The organism is Erythrobacter colymbi (assembly GCF_002155685.1).
GTDB lineage: Bacteria > Pseudomonadota > Alphaproteobacteria > Sphingomonadales > Sphingomonadaceae > Erythrobacter > Erythrobacter colymbi.
The window spans coordinates 34,101-51,550 of record NZ_MUYK01000011.1; the positions used below are offsets into that span (position 1 = coordinate 34,101).

19 protein-coding genes are annotated in these 17,450 nt (G+C 71.3%); 3 read left to right on the top strand and 16 right to left on the bottom strand.

The features are described 5' to 3' along the window. The first annotated feature begins 84 nt into the window (after positions 1-84). The 3 genes from BZF57_RS15950 to BZF57_RS15960 all read left to right on the top strand — a co-directional run bounded on the left by BZF57_RS15950 (position 85) and on the right by BZF57_RS15960 (position 3,581). Positions 85-1,149 (top strand): GNAT family N-acetyltransferase, encoded by a 1,065-nt coding sequence (locus BZF57_RS15950; RefSeq protein WP_086739846.1) that lies wholly within the window; start codon positions 85-87, stop codon positions 1,147-1,149. After that, positions 1,142-2,644 (top strand): lipopolysaccharide biosynthesis protein, encoded by a 1,503-nt coding sequence (locus BZF57_RS15955; RefSeq protein WP_086739849.1) that lies wholly within the window; start codon positions 1,142-1,144, stop codon positions 2,642-2,644. The genes BZF57_RS15950 and BZF57_RS15955 overlap by 8 nt, the downstream gene beginning before the upstream one ends. Positions 2,645-2,705: 61 nt before the next feature. After that, a complete protein-coding gene (locus BZF57_RS15960) occupies positions 2,706-3,581 on the top strand; it encodes an alpha/beta hydrolase (RefSeq protein WP_086739851.1) in 876 nt (291 codons plus the stop codon). A gap of 41 nt (positions 3,582-3,622) precedes the next feature. Here BZF57_RS15960 and BZF57_RS15965 read toward each other — a convergent pair whose 3' ends face one another. From BZF57_RS15965 to fliF, 16 genes are read right to left on the bottom strand one after another with little or no spacing between them, the layout of a single operon-like run. Then, entirely contained in the window at positions 3,623-3,988 is a 366-nt protein-coding gene (locus BZF57_RS15965) for a hypothetical protein (RefSeq protein ID WP_086739853.1), read from the bottom strand. Between the two features lie 12 nt (positions 3,989-4,000). Next, positions 4,001-5,443, bottom strand: a complete 1,443-nt coding sequence (fliD, locus tag BZF57_RS15970) for a flagellar filament capping protein FliD (RefSeq protein ID WP_086739855.1) — start codon at positions 5,441-5,443, stop codon at positions 4,001-4,003. Between the two features lie 30 nt (positions 5,444-5,473). Further along, positions 5,474-6,613, bottom strand: a complete 1,140-nt coding sequence (locus BZF57_RS15975; RefSeq protein WP_086739857.1) for an EscU/YscU/HrcU family type III secretion system export apparatus switch protein — start codon at positions 6,611-6,613, stop codon at positions 5,474-5,476. After that, the gene (locus BZF57_RS15980) at positions 6,614-7,405 is read right to left on the bottom strand and encodes a flagellar biosynthetic protein FliR (protein ID WP_086739859.1); all 792 of its coding nucleotides are present in this window, start codon (positions 7,403-7,405) and stop codon (positions 6,614-6,616) included. Positions 7,406-7,409: 4 nt separating this feature from the next. Further along, a complete protein-coding gene (locus BZF57_RS15985; RefSeq protein WP_086739862.1) occupies positions 7,410-7,682 on the bottom strand; it encodes a flagellar biosynthetic protein FliQ in 273 nt (90 codons plus the stop codon). Then, the gene (gene fliP, locus BZF57_RS15990) at positions 7,682-8,443 is read right to left on the bottom strand and encodes a flagellar type III secretion system pore protein FliP (RefSeq protein ID WP_143738531.1); all 762 of its coding nucleotides are present in this window, start codon (positions 8,441-8,443) and stop codon (positions 7,682-7,684) included. Before fliP ends, BZF57_RS15985 begins: the two co-directional genes overlap by 1 nt. Before the next feature lie 53 nt (positions 8,444-8,496). After that, complete coding sequence (locus BZF57_RS15995) at positions 8,497-8,802, bottom strand: flagellar biosynthetic protein FliO (RefSeq protein WP_086739866.1); 306 nt, start codon at positions 8,800-8,802, stop codon at positions 8,497-8,499. Between the two features lie 24 nt (positions 8,803-8,826). Beyond that, entirely contained in the window at positions 8,827-9,150 is a 324-nt protein-coding gene (locus tag BZF57_RS16000; protein ID WP_086739868.1) for a FliM/FliN family flagellar motor switch protein, read from the bottom strand. Beyond that, complete coding sequence (locus BZF57_RS16005; protein ID WP_086739870.1) at positions 9,147-10,109, bottom strand: flagellar motor switch protein FliM; 963 nt, start codon at positions 10,107-10,109, stop codon at positions 9,147-9,149. The genes BZF57_RS16000 and BZF57_RS16005 overlap by 4 nt, the downstream gene beginning before the upstream one ends. Further along, positions 10,106-10,711 (bottom strand): flagellar basal body-associated FliL family protein, encoded by a 606-nt coding sequence (locus tag BZF57_RS16010; RefSeq protein ID WP_086739872.1) that lies wholly within the window; start codon positions 10,709-10,711, stop codon positions 10,106-10,108. Before BZF57_RS16010 ends, BZF57_RS16005 begins: the two co-directional genes overlap by 4 nt. A 35-nt stretch (positions 10,712-10,746) precedes the next feature. Beyond that, positions 10,747-12,315: a hypothetical protein gene (locus BZF57_RS16015; protein ID WP_086739874.1), complete on the bottom strand. Its 1,569-nt coding sequence runs from the start codon at positions 12,313-12,315 to the stop codon at positions 10,747-10,749. A 15-nt stretch (positions 12,316-12,330) separates the two neighbouring features. After that, a complete protein-coding gene (locus BZF57_RS16020; RefSeq protein ID WP_086739876.1) occupies positions 12,331-12,768 on the bottom strand; it encodes a hypothetical protein in 438 nt (145 codons plus the stop codon). Beyond that, entirely contained in the window at positions 12,761-14,128 is a 1,368-nt protein-coding gene (locus BZF57_RS16025) for a FliI/YscN family ATPase (protein WP_420810219.1), read from the bottom strand. The genes BZF57_RS16020 and BZF57_RS16025 overlap by 8 nt, the downstream gene beginning before the upstream one ends. Continuing rightward, entirely contained in the window at positions 14,092-14,745 is a 654-nt protein-coding gene (locus tag BZF57_RS16030; RefSeq protein WP_086739879.1) for a FliH/SctL family protein, read from the bottom strand. The genes BZF57_RS16025 and BZF57_RS16030 overlap by 37 nt, the downstream gene beginning before the upstream one ends. Further along, positions 14,729-15,757 carry a flagellar motor switch protein FliG gene (fliG, locus tag BZF57_RS16035; protein WP_086739881.1) on the bottom strand — a complete coding sequence of 343 codons (1,029 nt, stop codon included), beginning with the start codon at positions 15,755-15,757 and terminating at the stop codon, positions 14,729-14,731. Before fliG ends, BZF57_RS16030 begins: the two co-directional genes overlap by 17 nt. Beyond that, on the bottom strand, positions 15,754-17,448 hold the full coding sequence (fliF, locus tag BZF57_RS16040; protein ID WP_086739883.1) for a flagellar basal-body MS-ring/collar protein FliF: 1,695 nt from the start codon (positions 17,446-17,448) through the stop codon (positions 15,754-15,756). The genes fliG and fliF overlap by 4 nt, the downstream gene beginning before the upstream one ends. Positions 17,449-17,450 lie beyond the last annotated feature (2 nt).

A 17,450-nucleotide genomic window follows, 5' to 3' on the forward strand; every position in this document is an offset into this window, starting at 1 on the left:
CGGGGAATGGAGCGGTTGGTTAACCCGGTGGTTACGCGCGCGCGCTAGGGCGGAATGACGGCGCCCCGCCGCAGCAGGTGAGCAATGTACGAAAGCAGGATCGCAGCCGACCCGTTGCTGGTCGCGTCGAGCCCGGGCCTTGCGCCCGCGATCGACGTGCTGGCGGCGTGCAACCTGTCGGGTCACGGCTTCCTGCGCGCGGCATGGTATGGGGCAGTGGGCGCCGAGGGGCTGCACAGCTTCGTGGTCACGGGCGCGGACGGCGCGCCGCTGGCGGTGATCCCGCACGTGCCTTTTGGCCCTGCTCTGGCCGGTGCTCGCAAGGTGCCAGGGGCCTACTGGCCCTTCCGTAGCCCGCTGCTGAGCCCCGCTTGCACCCCCTTTCACCTCGCCCATGCGCTGCGCGAACCGGCGGCGCGCAGCCTCGGCCCGGTTTGGCGCGTCGGCCCCGCGCGGCAGGACGGTCCGGCGATGGTGCTGCTCCGCGACGCTGCCCGGCAGGCCGGATGGACTGTCCTCGCCCGCCCCTCCGGCACCAGCTGGGTGATCGATTGCGAGGCCCTGCGCACCCAAGGTTGGCCCCGCGCCTCGACCGCCAAGCGCATGCGCCGCATCGAGCGCCGCCTCGCCGAAACGGGCGCGGTCAGCTGGGATGTGGTGCGCGGAAAGCTCTGGAATAACAGCGTTCTGGAACAGCTCGGCGCGGTCGAGGCGGCGAGCTGGATCGCTTCCAAGACCGATGGCAGCGGGGCCAAGTTCCTGACCCAGACCCACCGCGCCCGCTGGCAGACCGCGCTCGCCGATCCGGTGCTGGCCGAGATGCTCTGCGCCACGATCCTCAGGCTAGATGGCCGCCCGATCGCCTTCAGCTTCGACCTCGACGACGGCCCGGTGCGCTATGGCATCGCCGGGAGTTACGTCAGCGATTTCAGCGAGTTCGAAGTCGGCAAGCTCGCCAACCACCGCTCGCTCGCCGATGCAATGGAAGCCGGGCAGAAGCTGCTCGATCTCGGCGCGGGCGACAGCGGCTACAAGCGCGAGATGGGGGCGGTGCGAGGCTACGACCTCGCCGATTACCTGTTCGCCCGCAGCCCGCTCGCCGCGAAGGTGATGGCCCGCGTCTGGGGCGAGGCGGTGACCCGTGGCTGACGGCAAGGCCCGCCCCTCGCTCGCATCCCAGGTCCGCACCGCGGTGATCTGGCGCTCGGGCAGCCAGATCGGCACGCAGATCGTCTCCTGGGCCTCGACCCTGATCGTCATCCGCCTGCTCGCCCCCGAGGACTATGGCCTCTTCGCGATGGCGAGCGTGATGCTGGTGCTGCTCAACACCATGAACGGCTGGGGCCTCGCCAGTGCGCTGATCCGCGAGGAGCACGTCAGCGAGGAGCGGCTGCGGCAGACTTTGGGGATGCTGGTGCTGCTCAACGGCGGGCTGGCGCTGATCCAGTTCATGGCCGCGCCGCTCGTAGCGATGTGGTTCGAGCAGCCGATGGTGGCGCAGCTCTTGCGGGTGCAATCGCTGCTCTATCTCGCCGTGCCCTTCTGCGCCCTGCCCCATGCGATCCTTTCGCGCCGGATGGACTTCCGCAGGCCCGCGCAGGTGCGCCTTGCCGCCGCGCTGGCGGGCGCTGGCACCGCCCTGACCGGCGCGTTGTCGGGCTGGGGGGTGTGGACGCTCGTCATGGCCCCGCTCGCCATGATCCTGACCGAGGCGATCGGCATGACCTGGGCCGCCCGCGCCCCGATCCGCCCCTCCTTCCGCTTTGCGGGCGCGGGCCATATCGCCGGCTTCGGCGGCGTGATGACCGCGACGCAGCTGTTCTGGTTCGTCCAGAGCCAGGCCGACGTGATGATCGCCGGACGCGTGCTCGATCCGCACAGCCTCGGCGTCTACACCACCGGCCTGTTCCTCGCGCAGCTGCTCGCCGCCAAGTTCGTGCCGCCGATCAACGAGGTCGCCTATGCCGCCTACGCCCGCCAGCATGCCGATGGCAGCGCGGCGGACGAGGGCGCGGGGGCCCTCCTCGCGACGATCCGGCTGGTGATGCTGATCGCGCTGCCCGCCTATGCCGGGCTCGCCGTGGTCGCCCCTGCACTGGTGCCGGTCCTGCTCGGCGAGAAGTGGCGCGGGATCGTGCCGCTGCTTCCGATCCTGTCGACCGCGATGGCGATGATGACGCTCCAGATCCTCTTCGCCCCCGCCACCAACGCGCGCGGGGTGCCGATGGCGGCGCTGCGGATCACGGTGATCGGCAGCGTGGTGATGCCGCTCGCGTTCTTCACCGGATCGCATTTCGGGGTGACCGGCTTTGCCTGGGGCTGGGTCGGAGGGATGGCCGTGCTGACCGCGGCGACGATCCGCCTGTCCGGCCCCATCCTCGGCCTCGGGCTCGGCGCGCTGGCCCGCGCGGTGCTGCCCCCTGCGGTGGCCGCGCTGGCGATGGCAGGGCTGATCGCGCTGGTGCTGCGCTGGCTGCCGCCCGTGCCCGATCTACTGGCGCTGGCTATCGCCGTGCCGCTCGGCGTCGCGCTCTATGGCGGCGTGCTCTACCGCATCGCGCCCGAGCGGATTGCCGAGGCGCTGCGCTTTGCCCGCAACCGCGGCGAGAGCGAGGCGGCCCCCGCGCCCGTCCCAGCCGAGTAGCGCCCGCCCTCTCAAAAGCGCCTGATTGACACCCCGCCCGCGATGCTCTTGGGACAGGGCGATGAGCACCCTCCGCCCTGCGTCCCCCACCCGTTTCTACCCCACCGGCGGGATCGACCTTGCCGTCCATGAATGGGCCTCGGACGGGAGCGGCGTGCCGCTCGTCTTCGCCCATGCGACGGGGTTCCATGGGCGCGTCTGGGGCGCGATCGTCGACGCCTTTCCCGCCCACCCCGCCTACGGGATCGACCTGCGCGGCCACGGCCTTTCGCGCGCCGCGCCGATCGACGACTGGCGGATCGTAGCCCGCGACGTGGCGGATTTCCTCGCGCAGGCGGGGCTCGAAGGCGTGGTCGGCATCGGCCATTCGATGGGAGCGCACACCCTGCTGCAAGTCGCCGCCGACAACCCCGGCCGCTTCGCCAGGCTGGTGCTGTTCGATCCCGTGATCCTCGCGCCCGAATTCTACGCGCCGGGCGACGCGCTCTACACCGCCGACAACCCGCACCCGGCAATCCGCCGCAAGCGCGATTTCGCCAGCGCCGAGGCGATGATCGAGCGCTTCGCGAGCCGCGATCCCTATGACCTGTTCGACCGCAGGGTGTTCGAGGATTACTGCCGCTACGGCCTCGTCCCCGCCGCCTCGGGAGAGGGCATGGAGCTCGCCTGCGCACCCGAGGTCGAGGCCAGCGTCTACGCCTCGAGCCGCAGCAACGGCGCGATCCTCGAGGCGGCGAAGAGCGTCGACATTCCCGTGCTGGTGGTCCGCGCGCTGCACACCACGCTCAATGATTTCAAGAGCTCGCCGACCTGGCCGGAGCTGGCGCATGTCCTGCCGCAGGGCACCGACCTCTACCGGCCGGACATGACGCATTTCCACCCGTTCCAGGACCCGGCGGATGCAGCGCGGATAATCGGGGAATTTATCGGGGCGTGACGATGTTCCGCAAATGTTTCACGTGAAACATTCCGCCTTGGCTAGCCCGCCGCCTCCAGCACATCGCTGATATCCTTTCGGATTTCCGCCAGCGCCCGCGCGTCCGCCTGTAGGATTTGAGCCCCGATCTGGCCCGCCAGCCCGCCATAGAAAGTCTTGAGGCTAGCCCCCAGCGGATGCTCCGGCGCGACCGACTTGGCCAGCCACAGCATGATCGTCTGCGCGCGCAAAAGCGACTCGCGAGGGGGGGTCTGAACCCGCTCTAGCGCGATCAAGGCGTGGCCTAGCGCGGCCTCGCACTCCTCGAGGCAGATGCGAGTGAGGTCTGCGCCGCCCGATGCCTCGATCCGCGCTTCGAGCGCGACGCGGCGGTAGGCGGCGGCCGGATTGCGGGCGAGCATCTGCATCACGGCGTCCCCTTAGTTGTTGTTGCTGTTCGACCAGATGTCGACCTGCTGGCGCAGGAAGGCGAGGGTCGATTGCGAGGCAGAGACGCGCCGTTCGGAGGCGGTGAATTCGCGCGTCAACCGCAGCCGCAGCGCTTCCTGCTGCTCGGCGATCTTGGAAAGGCGCTTGTCGTTCGCCGCCTTCTGCGTCTCGTAGCGCTTCAGCGACCCGCCGAGCGAGGAGGGGTCGGTGGTCAGGCTGTTCTCGCGCGCGAAGCGGTCGAAGGTGGCGAAGACGCCGGTGGCGCCGGTGGTGAACATCGCCGCGACCGCATCGGGCGCGGTGTCGAGCGCGCGGTTGAGGCGGGCGTTGTCGAGCTTGAAGGTGCCGTCACGGTTGAGCGCGAGGCCGAGATCGCCGAGCGTGCGCGGCTCACTGCCGGTCGCGTTCGGCATCACCACACGGCTCGCGAGGCCCGTGAGGTCGCGGCGCAGCTCGCGCGCGCCCGGATCGTTGCCGAGCTCGCCGCCGACCGGCGCGGCCAGATCGTTGATCTGCCCGACGATGTCGTTGAGCGCCGAGACAAAGTCCTCCATCACGCTGGTGAAGGCGGCGGGATCGCTGCCGAAGCTGACCGTGGTCGGTGCGCCGGTGTTGGTGGCGGTGAGGGTGAGTCCGAAGCCGCCCGGCAGGCCGGTGACGCGGTTGGTGGGGCTGGTCATCGCCACCCCGTCGAGGCTGAAGGCGGCATCGCGCGCGGTCTGGCGCAAGGTGGCGTTGGTGCTGCCCGCGCTCCAGCCGAGATAGGTGAGATCGCCCGCCTCGTTGACCGCCGGATCGTTGACGCTCGCGGCCTCCAGCACGAAGCCACCCGCCGCCCCGTCCTTGCCCTTCATCACCAGCTGCGCGCCGTTGGTGCCGGTCGCGACATAGGCGCTGACCGCACCGCCGCTGGCCTGGGTGATCTTGGTCGCCAGCGTGGCGAGCGTGTCGGTATCGGTGACGGTGATCGGCACGGCGGCGCGCGCGCCATCGGCGGTGAAGGTGCTGCCCGACACGGTGCCGAAGCGCAGCGTCAGCGTGCCCTCGCCCACCAGCGCGTCGCGGCTCGCCAGCGGCCGGCTGACGAGGGTCTGGCTCTGCGCGAGCGCGGTGACTTCGAGGCTGTAGCTGCCGCGCGGCGCCACCCCGGCAGGCACGGTGACCTTGGCGACGGCGGCGTTGGCGAGCTCGCCCTTGGGGGCAAGGTCGCCGGTGCGGATCCTGTCGCCCAGCGCGCCCGAAAGCGAGGTGAGCGCGCTGCGCAGCTGCGCGGCGGCCGAGACCTGTGCGGTCAGCGCGGTCTGGCGCGCGGTGATCTGGTCGCGCTGTGCGGCGAAGCTGGCGGCCGAGATGTCCTCGGCCAGCTTGATGAAATCAACGCCGCTGCCCGCGCCAAGCGCCGAGATGATCGAGGAGCCGGAGGTCGTGGTCATGAGCGTGAGGACGGGTGTCTGGCGCGAAGTTTAAGCATGATTTTCGGGCCTCCCGTCGCCATCGAACCGCAGGCCCTGCGGCACCTCCACCACCGGACGGCGCGGGCGCTGGCCGCGCTTCAGGGCGAGCACGAAGGCCACCAGCGAGGCGAGCGCGATGTAGAGCTCCTCGCGCACCATCTGGTTCGGACGCGTGGTGAAATAGACCGCACGGGCGAGCTGCGGGTATTCGAGCACTGGCAGGCCCTCTTCCGCCGCGATCTCGCGCATGGCGAGCGCGGTCTCGCCCCGGCCTTTCGCCAGCAGCAGCGGCGCGGGCGCGCGGGCCGGATCATAGGTCAGCGCCACCGCGAAGTGCAGCGGGTTGACGATCACGAACTGCGCCTCCTTCATCGCCTTGGCGACGCCCCCGCGCGCGAGATCGCGCTGACGCTGGCGGCGGGCGGATTTCATTTCGGGCGAGCCTTCGGACTGCTTGTTCTCGTCGCGCACTTCCTGGAGGCTCATCTTCAGGCGCTTGTCACGCTGGAAGCGTTGCAGCGGGTAATCGATCGCGGCGATCACCACGAGGCCGATCAGCAGCGCACCGATCAGCGAGGAGAAGGCCTCGATCGAGCGCGCGACCTGCGCCTCGAACGGCAGGCTGCCAAGCGCGAGCAGCTCGCCCATCCGCCCCTTGGCCCAGACCCAGGCGATCCCGCCCAGCAGCGCGAGCTTGGCGAGGCCCTTGCCGAGCTCGATCAGGCCCTGCATCCCGAAGATGCGCTTGATGCCGGAGAGCGGGTTGATCCGGCGCGCCTTGAACCCGGCATTGCCCGCGATCCAGCGCCCGTCCTGCCCCAGCAGCAGCTGCGAGGCGGTGGCGGTGACGGCGACGATCGCGCCCAGTGCCAGCACCGGCGGCAGCGCGGCGAGCGCGGCATCGCCCAGCAACGCGCCGGGAGTAAACCCGTCAAGCGCGGCGCGGTCGAAGCGGAAGCCGGCACGCGCAGTCGCGGCCATGCCCTCGGTCAGCCACGATCCCAGCCCCCACAGCGCCAGCGCCCCTGCGCCCGCCGAGGCGGCGGTGGCCAGCTCGCGCGAGCGCAGGACGTCGCCGTTCTTGGCCGCATCCTCGCGGCGCTTCTGGGTCGGGGCGAAAGTCTTTTCGCCGGCGGTCTCCTCGGCCATTTATGGCGCCTCCGGCTGGAGCAGGGCCTCGGTCTGTTCGAGCGCGGCGGTGATCGCGCCGCGCATCTGCCCGGTCATCATCGGCAGCGCGATGATCATGGCGGCGATCCCGGCGAGCACCCCTGCGGGCAGGCCGAGCGCGAAGAGGTTCAATGACGGCGCGGAGCGGGCGATGAGGCCCGTCACCACCTGCACCAGCAGCAGCACCAGCACCACCGGCAGCGCAATCGCGGCGGCAGTGGCGAGGCCGTAGCCGAAGAACATCACCACGCTCTCGGCCCGCCACGCCCCGAAGGCGAACTGGCCTGCGGGCAGCAGGCGGTAGCTTTCGGTCAGCAGCTCGAACCACAAAAGGTGCGCGCCGGTGGCGTAGAACAGCAGGCTGAGGACGAGCCCGAAGAATGTGCCCAGCGCCCCCGATTGCGCGCCGCTCGCCGGATCGATCGAGGTGGCGATGGCAAGGCCCATCGTCCCGGCGATCTGCTCGGCGGCGACCAGCGGAATGGCGAAGGCGAGTTGCAGCACGAAGCCGAGCATCAGGCCCACCGCGACCTCGTGCAGCACCGCGATCACCGCGGCGATGCTCATCATCGGCGGGGACGGCGCGATCGGCACCCAGCTCGCGACGAAGTATCCGAGCACGAGGGAGAGCAGGATGCGCAGCTGCACCGGCACCGCGTTACCGCCGATCATCGGCGCGGCCATCAGCGCGGCGCCGCAGCGGATCGACAGGAAGGCGATCAGCCACAGCTGCGCCTCGATGCTGCCGAAGCCGAAGTCGAGGACGTTCATGGCGTCATGCGCTCAGATTGGCGACCTGCGCCATGAGGTCGCGGGTGAAATCGGCGAGCAGCCCCATCATCGCCGCGCCCAGCACCACGAACACCAGCGCGGTGATCGCGAGCTTGGGGATGAAGCTGAGGGTCTGCTCGTTCACCGAAGTCGCCGCCTGGATGATCCCGACGACGAGGCCGACGACCAGCGTCGCGATCAGCACCGGCCCTGCGATCAGCGCGGTGACCCACAGCGTCTGGTCGGCCAGTGCGAGGAGCTGCGTTTCCTCGCCCATCAACTGAAACTCATCGCAAGGCTGCCCATCAAGAGCGCCCAGCCATCGACCAGCACGAACAGCAGCAGCTTGAAGGGCAGGGATATGATCGTCGGCGAAAGCATCATCATGCCGAGGCTCATCAACACGCTCGCCACGACGAGGTCGATCACGAGGAAGGGCAGGAAGATCATGAAGCCGATCTGGAAGGCGGTCTCCAGCTCGGAGGTGACGAAGGCGGGGAGCAGGATCGAGAAGGGAACGTCCGCCCCGCTCTTGAAGGTGCCGCCGCCGGCGATGTCGGTGAACATCACGAGGTTCGATTCGCGGGTCTGGCGGATCATGAAGGCGTGGAAGGATTCCCCCGCCTTGCCGATCGCCTCATCGGCCGAGAGCGTCCCGGCGGCATAGGGCGCGATCGCCTCGCTGTTCACGGTGTCGAGCGTCGGGACCATGACGAACAGCGACAGGAACAGCGCAAGACCCGCCAGCACCTGCCCCGGGGGCGAGCCTTGCAGGCCCAATGCCTGCCGCAGGATCGAGAGCACCACCAGGATGCGCAGGAAGCTCGTCATCATCAGCACCAGCGCGGGCAGGATGGTGAGAAGGCCCATCACCACCAGCAGCTGGAGCGAGAGGCTCAGGGGGCTGTCATCGCCCGCCCCCTTGTCGCCCAGCGCGCGCTCGATCGCGGTGCCGACGCCCGCAGAGACCGGATCGGGTGCCGGGATCGCCGCGCCCGGCGCTGCCGCGTGGGCGAAGTCGGGCATCACGAAAAACATGGTTAACGCCGCAAGGCAGACGAGGGCCGCGCGGACAAGGGCAGAGCGGTGCATCACTCGGTCTCCGGGAGGACAGCGACGGTCGCGGCAGCGGCGGCGGGGGCTTCCCCGAGCCGCACCATCCCGTGCCGGGTGCAGCCCAGCAGGATCTCGCGGTCATGGAAGCGCACCACGGCGAGCTTCATGCCCGGTGCGATCAGGCTGGTCTCGACCAGCTGGAGCTGGCGGCGCGGCGCTCCGGCCCCGCCGGGCGTGCCGTGCAGGCGGGTCTGGAGCCAGCGGGTGAGCCACAGGCTCCCCCAGATCAGCCCCGCCAGCAGCGGCAGCAGCAGGGCCAGCCGCAGGAGATATTCGATCATGGTGCGACCCCTGCCCTTGCGCGCTTACTGCGCGTCGTCGGCGGCAACCGACGGCTCGGCGGCGGAACCCTCGCCCGAGGGGGGCACGTCCTGCCCGTCCTCGCCCACGAGGCTGACGATCCTGAGGGCAAAGCGCCCCTTCTCCGCCACCACCTCGCCGCGCGCGATCACGCGGCCATTGGCGGTGACATCGAGCAGCTCGTCGGTCAGCCGGTCGAGCGTCACGGTGCTCCCCTCGCCCAGCATCAGCACGTCGCGCAGCGGCATTTCGGTGCGGCCCAGCTCGACCGAGAGGCGCACGGCGACATCGCCGAAGCGGGCAAAAGCGGCGGGTTGGTAAGCGGTCATGGTGCGACACCTTCAGGCTGAAAGGACGGGGCAGGCTGAGCGGATTGAGGGATACGGGTGAGGCGGATCGCCATGCGGTCCTCGGCGGTGCCGACCGCGCCGTGGCCGACCAGCGTCTCGCCGGCCATCAGCGGCACCTGCCGGCCCATCGCGAGCGGGATCGTATCGCCCGGCGCAAGGCTCTGGAGCCGCGCGAGCGAGAGGTCGAATTCGGCCAGCACCACGTGGAGCGGCAGCGGCATCGCGCCAAAGGGTGCAGCCAAGCCGGAGGCGGGGGTGCGCGGCCCGCGGGGGCGCGCACGCCGTCCGGTGCCGGGCAGCAGACGCGCCATCCGCTCGGCCGCCACGGCGAGCGCGGCGCGCCAGGTGCTGCCCTGCCGGTTGGCGATCTCGAGCACGAAGAACAGCGTCTCGCGATCGAGCGGAAAGGGCTTCAGCCGCGCCGCGCTTTCGCTGCGCACGATCACCTCGCCTGCCGAGGCGAGGCCTGCGGGCGGGGGCATGTCGCCGAAGCTCGCGGTGGTGATCGCGCCGGCGATCATCGTCGCGGTCTCCTCCACCAGCAGCGCGGCAGAGCGCGGCAGGGCCTCGGGGACGTGCCCCGTCACCCGCCCGTCTCCGCCGAAGCTGCGGTCGGTGAGCGCGATGGCGGTGGCGAAATCGAAGCTGAGGAGCGCGGTCTCGCCGCTCGCGCCGCAGCGGATCAGGCTGTTCGCGGCGAGCGGCCCGATCCTGCGCAGCGCGTCGGCGCCGGAAAGCTTCTCGGGCTCGGTAATGTTGACGTCGAGCCGGTCGCCCGACAGCAGGCCCGAGAGATCATCGGCCAGCAGTCGCGCGAGATCGCGCCGCCACGCGGCCATCAGCGCGGCGGTTTCCTCGGGGCGCGGCCCGCGCGTCGTCAGCTCGGGGCAATGCACCGCGGCGGCGCGCGCGGGCGCGAAGTCGTGACCCATCCTCATTGGACCAGGAACCCCTTGAACACGACCGAATCGATCCCGCCGAAGCCTTCCTGTTCTTCCAGCACCTGGTTGACCGCCTTGGTCAGCCGCCCGGCGAGCTTCTTCTTGCCCTCGACGCTATAGGCCTCGGCTTCGGTGGTGGCGGCGAGCTGGGTGATGATCGCCGAACGGATCGCGAGCTCGTGGGTCTTGACCCATTGCAGCACGCGCCCGTCGCGGCGGGTGGAGACCGCCAGCTCGACCTGGATCAGCCCCGGCGAATCCGCGAGGTTCGAGGTGAAACTGTCGGCGAAGGAGTAATAGGCGGTACGATACTTGCTGCCGCCCTCGCCATAGACGGGCGCGGCGGCTTCCTTGTCCTTGCCCTCGCCCGCCGGGGCATAGGGATCTTCCTCGGTCTTGAGGACGAGCTTGGGCTGGTCGGCCTCGTGCTCGGCCTCGCCGCCGGTGCCGATCAGGCCCATCGCGAAGGCACCATAGGCCCCGCCCGCGCCGACGCCGAGCAGCAGCACCGCGCCGAGCGCGATCTTGATGATCCCGCCCTTGCCGGACTTGCCGCCGCCCTCGCCGGCGTTCTCGGACTTGTCCTTACCCTTGGCCATGCCGTGTCAGCTCCCTGGTCTTCATGCGCATGCGATCAGGCGAAGAGGCCGCCCTGTGCCCTGGCGTGGCTGGCGGAACCCTCGTCCCGCTCCTCGCTGCCGCCCCGCCCGGCAAGGGCGGCAGCGGTGGAGGGGCGGCGGTGGTCCGGCGCAGCCTCGCCGTCTCGGGAGCCGGATTGGCCCAGGTATGGTTGAGACGATCCTTGACCCCCGTTAGGGGAAGCCCCGTAGCGGTGATCTGACGTCCCGTTCTGGTGCATGCCGCCGTGCTGGCCGGTGAAGCTGGCCGAGGCATCGGCGGTGGCGGCGACCGCCCGGTCGGCGAGCGCGGCCTGGACCGCGGGGATGAAACCCGGATCGCGGCTCGCCAGCACCGCGCGCCACTGTTCCGGCGCGGCCTGCTCGAGGCGGAGCGAGACCATCCCGAACTCGGCGTGATGCACGGTCATGGAAGGCCGGGCGGAGCGCAGCGCCTCGCGGATATCGCCGACCTGCGCGATGGTCGATTCGAGCTGCGGCGCGGGGACGGGCTGTGCGGCGGCCCGCTCGGGCGCGGGGGTGGCGGGGGTGTGCTGGGGCGCAGCGAGCTGCGCGGCGGACGGCAGGGCGTCAGGCGTGGCGGCGGCGAGCGCGGGGGTCGTCGCGGGTGCGGCGGCCGGATCGGGATCGGTTGACAGTGCCGCAGGGGTGACGGGCGAGGGGCTGGCGGGCGGGTCGCTTGTCGCCTCGTCAGGGGTGACGGGCAAAGCAGGACGCGGCGCGGCGGTCGTCAAAGTCGCGGTGCGCTGGATGCGGGCGGCAGGCGCTGCCTCGGGCGACGGCGCGGTGGCGGGAGCGGCGCTGATTGGAGCGGGCGTCGCCAGTGCAGCCAGCAGGACGGGCGCGGGTAGCGGAACGGCGGCAACCGTCTCGGGCTGATCGGTGTCGGTATCGGGATCGCTCGCCGTTTCGACCGCAAGGGCTGGCTCGGACGGGGCGGTATCTTCGGCAAGCTCGCTCTCGGACATCGCCACAGGCACAGCAGTCTGCGGCGCGACCGTCGTGACGCGTGCGGGGGCAGGCTTCGGCTCGGGCAAGGGAGCGACCTCGGGTTCGGGCGCGATAATCTCCGGGCGCTCCGTGCTGGCAGGCGTGAGCGCAGGGGCGACCACAATCGCGACCGGCGCGCCTTCCGCGAGCGGCGCGCCGGCGGGTTCGGGCGAGGGGCGAGCCGCCTCAGGCAGCGCTACAACTTGCGGCAGCGGCGCGGCCACCTCGGCCACCTCCCCACGCGCAGCCAACGGCAGCGCGGGCGGCAAGTGCGCGCCCGGCTCCGGCAAGGTCTTGCCGCCCGGCAGGCCCGGAAGCACCGCTGCCGTCGCGGGGAGGAGCGTCGGCGGCACCTCGCCCGGCAGGGTTGCGGGCACATCGGGCGTGGCGGCGGAAAGAACCTGCATCGCCGTCCCCACGGAGGGCGGCGGCACCGTCGCCGCGCCCAGCAGCCCGGCGAAATCGAGCCCCGCCGCGCCCTCGGCAGGCAGCACCGCCGCACCGTTCGCGAGCGGAACGGTAAGCGAGGGCATGTCGGGCAGGAGAGAGAGCAGGTTGGTCACGTCGCGGATCATCCTCGTCGCTGCGGGTCAGTCTTGCCCGCGGCTCTGCAACTTGCGTGCCAGCGGCAAACCGCGAGCAGCTTCGCGCCGCGCCTGCACGGTTTCGAGCGCCGCGCGCGCCTCCGCTGTCATTTCGGCGAGGCGCTTGGCGCGGGTCTCGGCGCGGGTCAGGGTCTCGCTTGCCCAGGTGCTCTGGCGCGAGGCATCGCGCGCCGCGTCCCCGGCGTTGACCGCGAGCTGCGCGAGCCCGGCGGTGAAGGCCGCGCGCCCCTGCAAGGCCGCCCCCGTCGTCACCCCCGCCTCAGGCGCGCTGATCGCGACGAGGGTGCGGCTGCGTTCGGCAAGGGCATGGCTTCGCGCCTCGGCCTCGAGCGCTTCGGCAAGCCCGCGCAGGGCCTGCTTGCGCGCGACATCGGCGATGAGGCTCTGACGGCGCAGCAGCGCGAGGCGGCGGGCCTCACGCATGCGCCGGGGCCATCAACTTGAGCAGGCCCGCGTGGCTGTCCGCCAGCGCCACGGCCTCGCCGCGCGGCTGGGTGAGGAAGGCGTCGATCGGCTGCGAGAGCGCCAGCGCCTCGTCGAGCAGCGGGTCGCCGCCTGCACGATAGGCGCCCATCATCACCAGATCGCGCCCGCTCTCGCGCGCCGCGATCAGCCCGCGCAGATGCCGCGCGGCGGCGAGCACATCGCGCGGGACGAGGTCGTCCATCACGCGGCTGAGGGACGCGGGCACGTCGATCGCGGGGTAATGCCCCCGCGCCGCCAGTTCGCGCGAAAGGACGATGTGCCCGTCAAGAATCGCCCGCGCGGTATCGACCACGGGATCGTTGGTGTCGTCCCCGTCGGCGAGGACGGTGTAGACCCCCGTCACCGCCTCGCCGGAGCGGGCGGAATTGCCGGCGCGCTCCACAAGGCGCGTGATCGCGGCGAGGGCGGATGGCGGATAGCCCCGCGCCGCGCCCGGCTCGCCCAGCACCAGCGCCAGCTCGCGCGCGGCGTGGGCGACGCGTGTGAGGCTGTCGAGGATCAGCAGCACGCGCTTGCCCTGCGAGCGGAAATATTCGGCGATACTGCTCGCATATTGCGCCGCGCGCAGCCGCAGGTTGGGGGCGTGGTCGGCGGGGACGGCGACGACGACGATCCCGCCGCGCCGGTGCCCGGCCATGTGGCGGTTCACGAAGTCCGAAACCTCGCGCGCCCGCTCGCCGATGAGGGCGACGACCGCCACATCGGCAACCGCGTGCCCGGCGATGGTATCGACCAGCACCGACTTGCCGACGCCCGAGCCCGCCATGATGCCGAGCCGCTGGCCGACGCCCATCGTCGCCAGCGCATTGATCGCGCGCACGCCGCAATCGAAGGGCTGCGCCACGCTCGCCCGCTCCAGCGCGCCCTCGCGCTTGCCGGCGAGCGGCCAGACCTGCGGCAGATCGAGCCGCGGGCCACCGTCGATCGGATCGCCCAGCGCATCGACTGCGCGGCCGAGCAGCGCACTGCCGACGCGCACCTCACCCGGACTGCCAAGCGCGCGCACCCGCGCCTGCGGGCGCAGCAGCATGGCGTCGCCCAGCAGCATCATCAGCGAATGGCCCGCGCGAAAGCCGATCACTTCGGCGAGGCATTCCGCCCCCGCATCGTTCTCGATCAGCCCCAGCGAGCCGACCGGCAGCGGCAGGCCCGCGACCTCGATCAGCCCGCCGTCGCAGGCGACCACGCGCCCGGTCAGCACCGGGCCTGACGTGACCGAAGCGGCGCGCATCCGCGCCAGATCGAGCTGGAGTTCGGCGATCACAGGCGCAGCGCCGCCGCAATCGCGCGGCGCCATTCGGCCGGGCCGTCGCTGATCGTGCCCTCCGGCCCCTCGATCACGACATTGCCGGGTTCGAGCGCGGGGTCGGGCACCAGCCGCATCCCCGCGAGCGCCTCCTCGCCGAGCAAGGCAATGTCCGCGGGGTGGAGATGCAGCACCAGCGCCTCTGCCGCCCCGCCGATACGGCGGGCGGCGGCGATGCAGCGTTCGCGCAAAGAGGCAGGATCGCGCGCGGCCTCGCCCAACACGCCTTCGCAGAGGTGCACCACCGTCGCCGCAAGATCATCGGCCAGCACGCCGAGCGCGGCTTCATCGAGCGCGCGGAAGGTCAGACGGATCGCACGTTGCCGCGCCGCGCGGGCCTCGGCCTCGGCTTCGGCGGCGGCGCGACCGGCGCGCTCACCCTCGGCAAAGGCGCGGGCGATGGCGTCCGCCAGCGGATCGGGCGGGGTTTCGACCGGATCGGGCTCGGGCGGCGGCGGGGCAGGCTCGGGCTCGGGCGCACCGAACAACGCGGCCTCGCGAAAGCCCGAGCCCTCGCCGAGCAGCGCCATCCAGCCGGGGGCCGCGCCCTCGTGCTGCTCCACCTCGGCTGCGGCCCATCCGCCGAGCCAGTCAGACGAATTCGCCACTGCCGCTTCCGATCACGATCTCGCCCGCATCGGCAAGGCCCCTGGCGATGTCGACGATCGCCTTCTGTGCCGCGATGACGTCGCTCTTGGCGAGGCGCCCGCGCAGTTCGATCTCGTCGCGCACGCCGTCCGCCGCGCGGCTCGACATGGCCGCGAAGAAGGGCGCGCGGTCGGCTTCCTTGAGGCCCTTGAGCGCATCGACAAGCTTCTCGTTGTCGACATCCCGAAGGAGCCGCCCCATCGACATCGGATCGAGCACGAACAGCATCTCGAAGGTGAACAGCTGCTCCTCGATCTTCTCGGCGAGCGGTGCATCGCGTTCGGCGATGGCGGGGAGCACGGTGTTGCGCAGTTCGCCCGCGGCAAGGTTGATGAGGTTCGCCGCATCGCGCGGGCCGCCGAGCATCAGCGCCGCCGTGCCGTAGGTCGCGGTGATCCGCTGGGTCAGCAGCGTGTCGATCGTGCTGATCGCGGTGGCGGAGATCGCGCCGCTCTTGGCCACGCGCTCGACCACCAGCGTCTGGAGTTCGAGCGGGAGCATCGCCAGCACTTCGGCGGCGGGCTCGGGCTCGATCAGCAGCAGCAGCGCGGCGATCACCTGGGGGTGCTCGTCGAGGATCAGCCGCACCAGCACGCCGGGCGCGAGCCACTTGGCGAGCTCGAGGCTGCGCGGGGCGGCATCGGGCTCGATCCGCTGCATCATGCTTTCCGCACGCGCCGGGCCCAGTGCCTTGTCGAGCAGGGTGCGCACCCGGTCGTTGCGGCCGCGCATCGGCAGCATCTCGCGCGCCGCCTCGCCCGCGAAGTCGGCGAGGGCTTCGGCCATGTGCGGCTGTTCGATCTCGCCCAGCGCCATCATCGCGGCACCGAGCTTTTCGAGCTCGGCGGGGCTGAGGCGCGACAGGAGGCCCGTGGCTTCCTCGTCGCCGAGCAGCATCAGGAACACCGCGGCACGGTCGACCCGGCTGAGCAGCGCCGGAGCGCCGGGGGTGGGGAGCGCTTCGGGGATCATGCCGCCTCCGCTTCCGGGCCGTCAGCAGGTGCGTCAGGCGCTTCGAGCATCCGCTGGAGCGCTTCGACCGCGCGTTCGGGCTGCTGCGCGGCGAGCCGCCGGGCGAGCTCGACCTGGCGCGGCAGATCCGCGAGCGGTGTGCCGCTGTCCTGCGCCGCGGCGGCGAGGGCTGCGACCTCGTCCTCCTGCTCGTCCTCGTCCTTGTCGGCGAGCGCGAGCGGAGAGGCCTCGCCCTCGGGCGTCGTGGCGGCGGACTTGTCGCCCTTGCCCCTGATCTTCCCGATCAGCGGGCGCACCGCGAGCAGCAGCACCAGCAGCACCGCGAGCAGCGCCGCGCCGTATCGAACCAGCATCGCGAACCACGGCTGTTCGTAGAAGGCGGGCGCTTCAAGATCGGCGGGTTCAAACTTGCTCGCCACCACCTGCACGGTGTCGCCGCGCTGGGTGTTCGCGCCGACTGCCGCACTGACAAGTGCCTGCAATTGCTGCGCGGTCATGGGCGCGGCGGCCTTGAGCGCCTTGTCGCTCACCGCAACCGCGACCGAGAGCTTCTTCAATGCGCCCGGTCCGGCGGTGGTCACGGCGACTTCGCGGCCCAGCTCATAGGAGCGGTCGGTCGCGGTTTCGGTATCGGTCGAAGGCGTGCCGGGTGCGGGCGGCGCTGGGTTGGGCGGGCCGTTGACCAGCTGCGTCTGCGGCGGCGGGGTGTTGGCTGGAACCCCCGGCACGCCGCCTGCGGGCGTGGCCCCGGTGCGCTGCGCGTTGCGCGCGCTCTCGGTGCGGATCGCGCCCTCTTTCTCGTAGGTCTCGCGCGCGGTGGTGACATCGCTGTGATCGAGTTCGACCTGCACCTGGGCGCTGAAATTGCCCTCGCCCAGCAGCGGCAGCAGCAGGGTGTCGAGCTGTTCGCGCAGCTTCGCCTCGTGCTCGCGCTGGAGGGTGAGGCCCTCGCCCGCCTGCTCGCGCGGGTCGGACAGCAGGCGGCCGGTCTGGTCGACCACGCGCACCGCATCGGCGCTCATCCCCGGAACCGAGGCCGAAACGAGGTTGACGATCGCGCCCACCTGTTCGGGGCTGAGGCTGCGCCCGCCCACAAGCCGCACCATCACCGAGGCGCTGGGCGGATTGTTGTCGCGCACGAAGACGGAACGCTCGGGCGTGGCAAGGTGCACGCGCACGCTCTCGATCCCGTCGATCTCCTTGATCGTGAGATTGAGCTCGCGCTCGCGCGCCAGACGCAGGCGTTCGCCCTCCAGCGTGCGCGAGGTGCCGAGCGGCATCGTGTCGAGCATCGCCTCGGCCCCTTCGGGCGCGGCGATCCCGGCGTTGCTGGCGACCAGCATCTTGGCCTTGTAGACGTCGTTCTCGGCAACCGAGAGTGCGCCGGTGCTGTTGTCGATCGAATAGGCGATCCCGGCGCCTTCGAGCGTCTCGACCACCTTGGCGCGGTCGGCGTCGGTCAGGCTGGTGTAGAGCACCCGGTCGGGGCCGGAGGAGATCGCCATCCACAGCAGTCCCGCCGCGCCCACGGCGGCAAGGCCGCCCAGCGCGGGGAGCGCGCGGGCGAGCGCGGGCTGGCTGACAAAGCCGGCCACCTGCGGCGGCAGCATGGTGCGCCAGCCGGTCACGGGAGCGGGCGGCGCGGCGGGCAGACCCGCGGGATCGGCGGGCACGGGAAGGGTGTCGGCCATCT

Bases quoted from the DNA above. Each gene is read 5' to 3' on its own strand.
- BZF57_RS15995 (WP_086739866.1), bottom strand. From the start codon at position 8,802: ATGATCGAATATCTCCTGCGGCTGGCCCTGCTGCTGCCGCTGCTGGCG.
- fliD (WP_086739855.1), bottom strand. From the start codon at position 5,443: ATGACCACGACCTCCGGCTCCTCGATCATCTCGGCGCTTGGCGCGGGC.
- fliP (WP_143738531.1), bottom strand. From the start codon at position 8,443: ATGTTTTTCGTGATGCCCGACTTCGCCCACGCGGCAGCGCCGGGCGCG.
- fliG (WP_086739881.1), bottom strand. From the start codon at position 15,757: ATGATCCCCGAAGCGCTCCCCACCCCCGGCGCTCCGGCGCTGCTCAGC.
- BZF57_RS16000 (WP_086739868.1), bottom strand. From the start codon at position 9,150: ATGACCGCTTACCAACCCGCCGCTTTTGCCCGCTTCGGCGATGTCGCC.
- BZF57_RS15980 (WP_086739859.1), bottom strand. From the start codon at position 7,405: ATGAACGTCCTCGACTTCGGCTTCGGCAGCATCGAGGCGCAGCTGTGG.
- BZF57_RS16025 (WP_420810219.1), bottom strand. From the start codon at position 14,128: ATGGCGCCGCGCGATTGCGGCGGCGCTGCGCCTGTGATCGCCGAACTC.
- BZF57_RS15975 (WP_086739857.1), bottom strand. From the start codon at position 6,613: ATGGCCGAGGAGACCGCCGGCGAAAAGACTTTCGCCCCGACCCAGAAG.
- BZF57_RS15965 (WP_086739853.1), bottom strand. From the start codon at position 3,988: ATGCAGATGCTCGCCCGCAATCCGGCCGCCGCCTACCGCCGCGTCGCG.
- BZF57_RS15950 (WP_086739846.1), top strand. From the start codon at position 85: ATGTACGAAAGCAGGATCGCAGCCGACCCGTTGCTGGTCGCGTCGAGC.
- BZF57_RS16020 (WP_086739876.1), bottom strand. From the start codon at position 12,768: ATGCGTGAGGCCCGCCGCCTCGCGCTGCTGCGCCGTCAGAGCCTCATC.
- BZF57_RS15985 (WP_086739862.1), bottom strand. From the start codon at position 7,682: ATGGGCGAGGAAACGCAGCTCCTCGCACTGGCCGACCAGACGCTGTGG.
- fliF (WP_086739883.1), bottom strand. From the start codon at position 17,448: ATGGCCGACACCCTTCCCGTGCCCGCCGATCCCGCGGGTCTGCCCGCC.
- BZF57_RS16010 (WP_086739872.1), bottom strand. From the start codon at position 10,711: ATGGCCAAGGGTAAGGACAAGTCCGAGAACGCCGGCGAGGGCGGCGGC.
- BZF57_RS16015 (WP_086739874.1), bottom strand. From the start codon at position 12,315: ATGATCCGCGACGTGACCAACCTGCTCTCTCTCCTGCCCGACATGCCC.
- BZF57_RS15960 (WP_086739851.1), top strand. From the start codon at position 2,706: ATGAGCACCCTCCGCCCTGCGTCCCCCACCCGTTTCTACCCCACCGGC.
- BZF57_RS16005 (WP_086739870.1), bottom strand. From the start codon at position 10,109: ATGAGGATGGGTCACGACTTCGCGCCCGCGCGCGCCGCCGCGGTGCAT.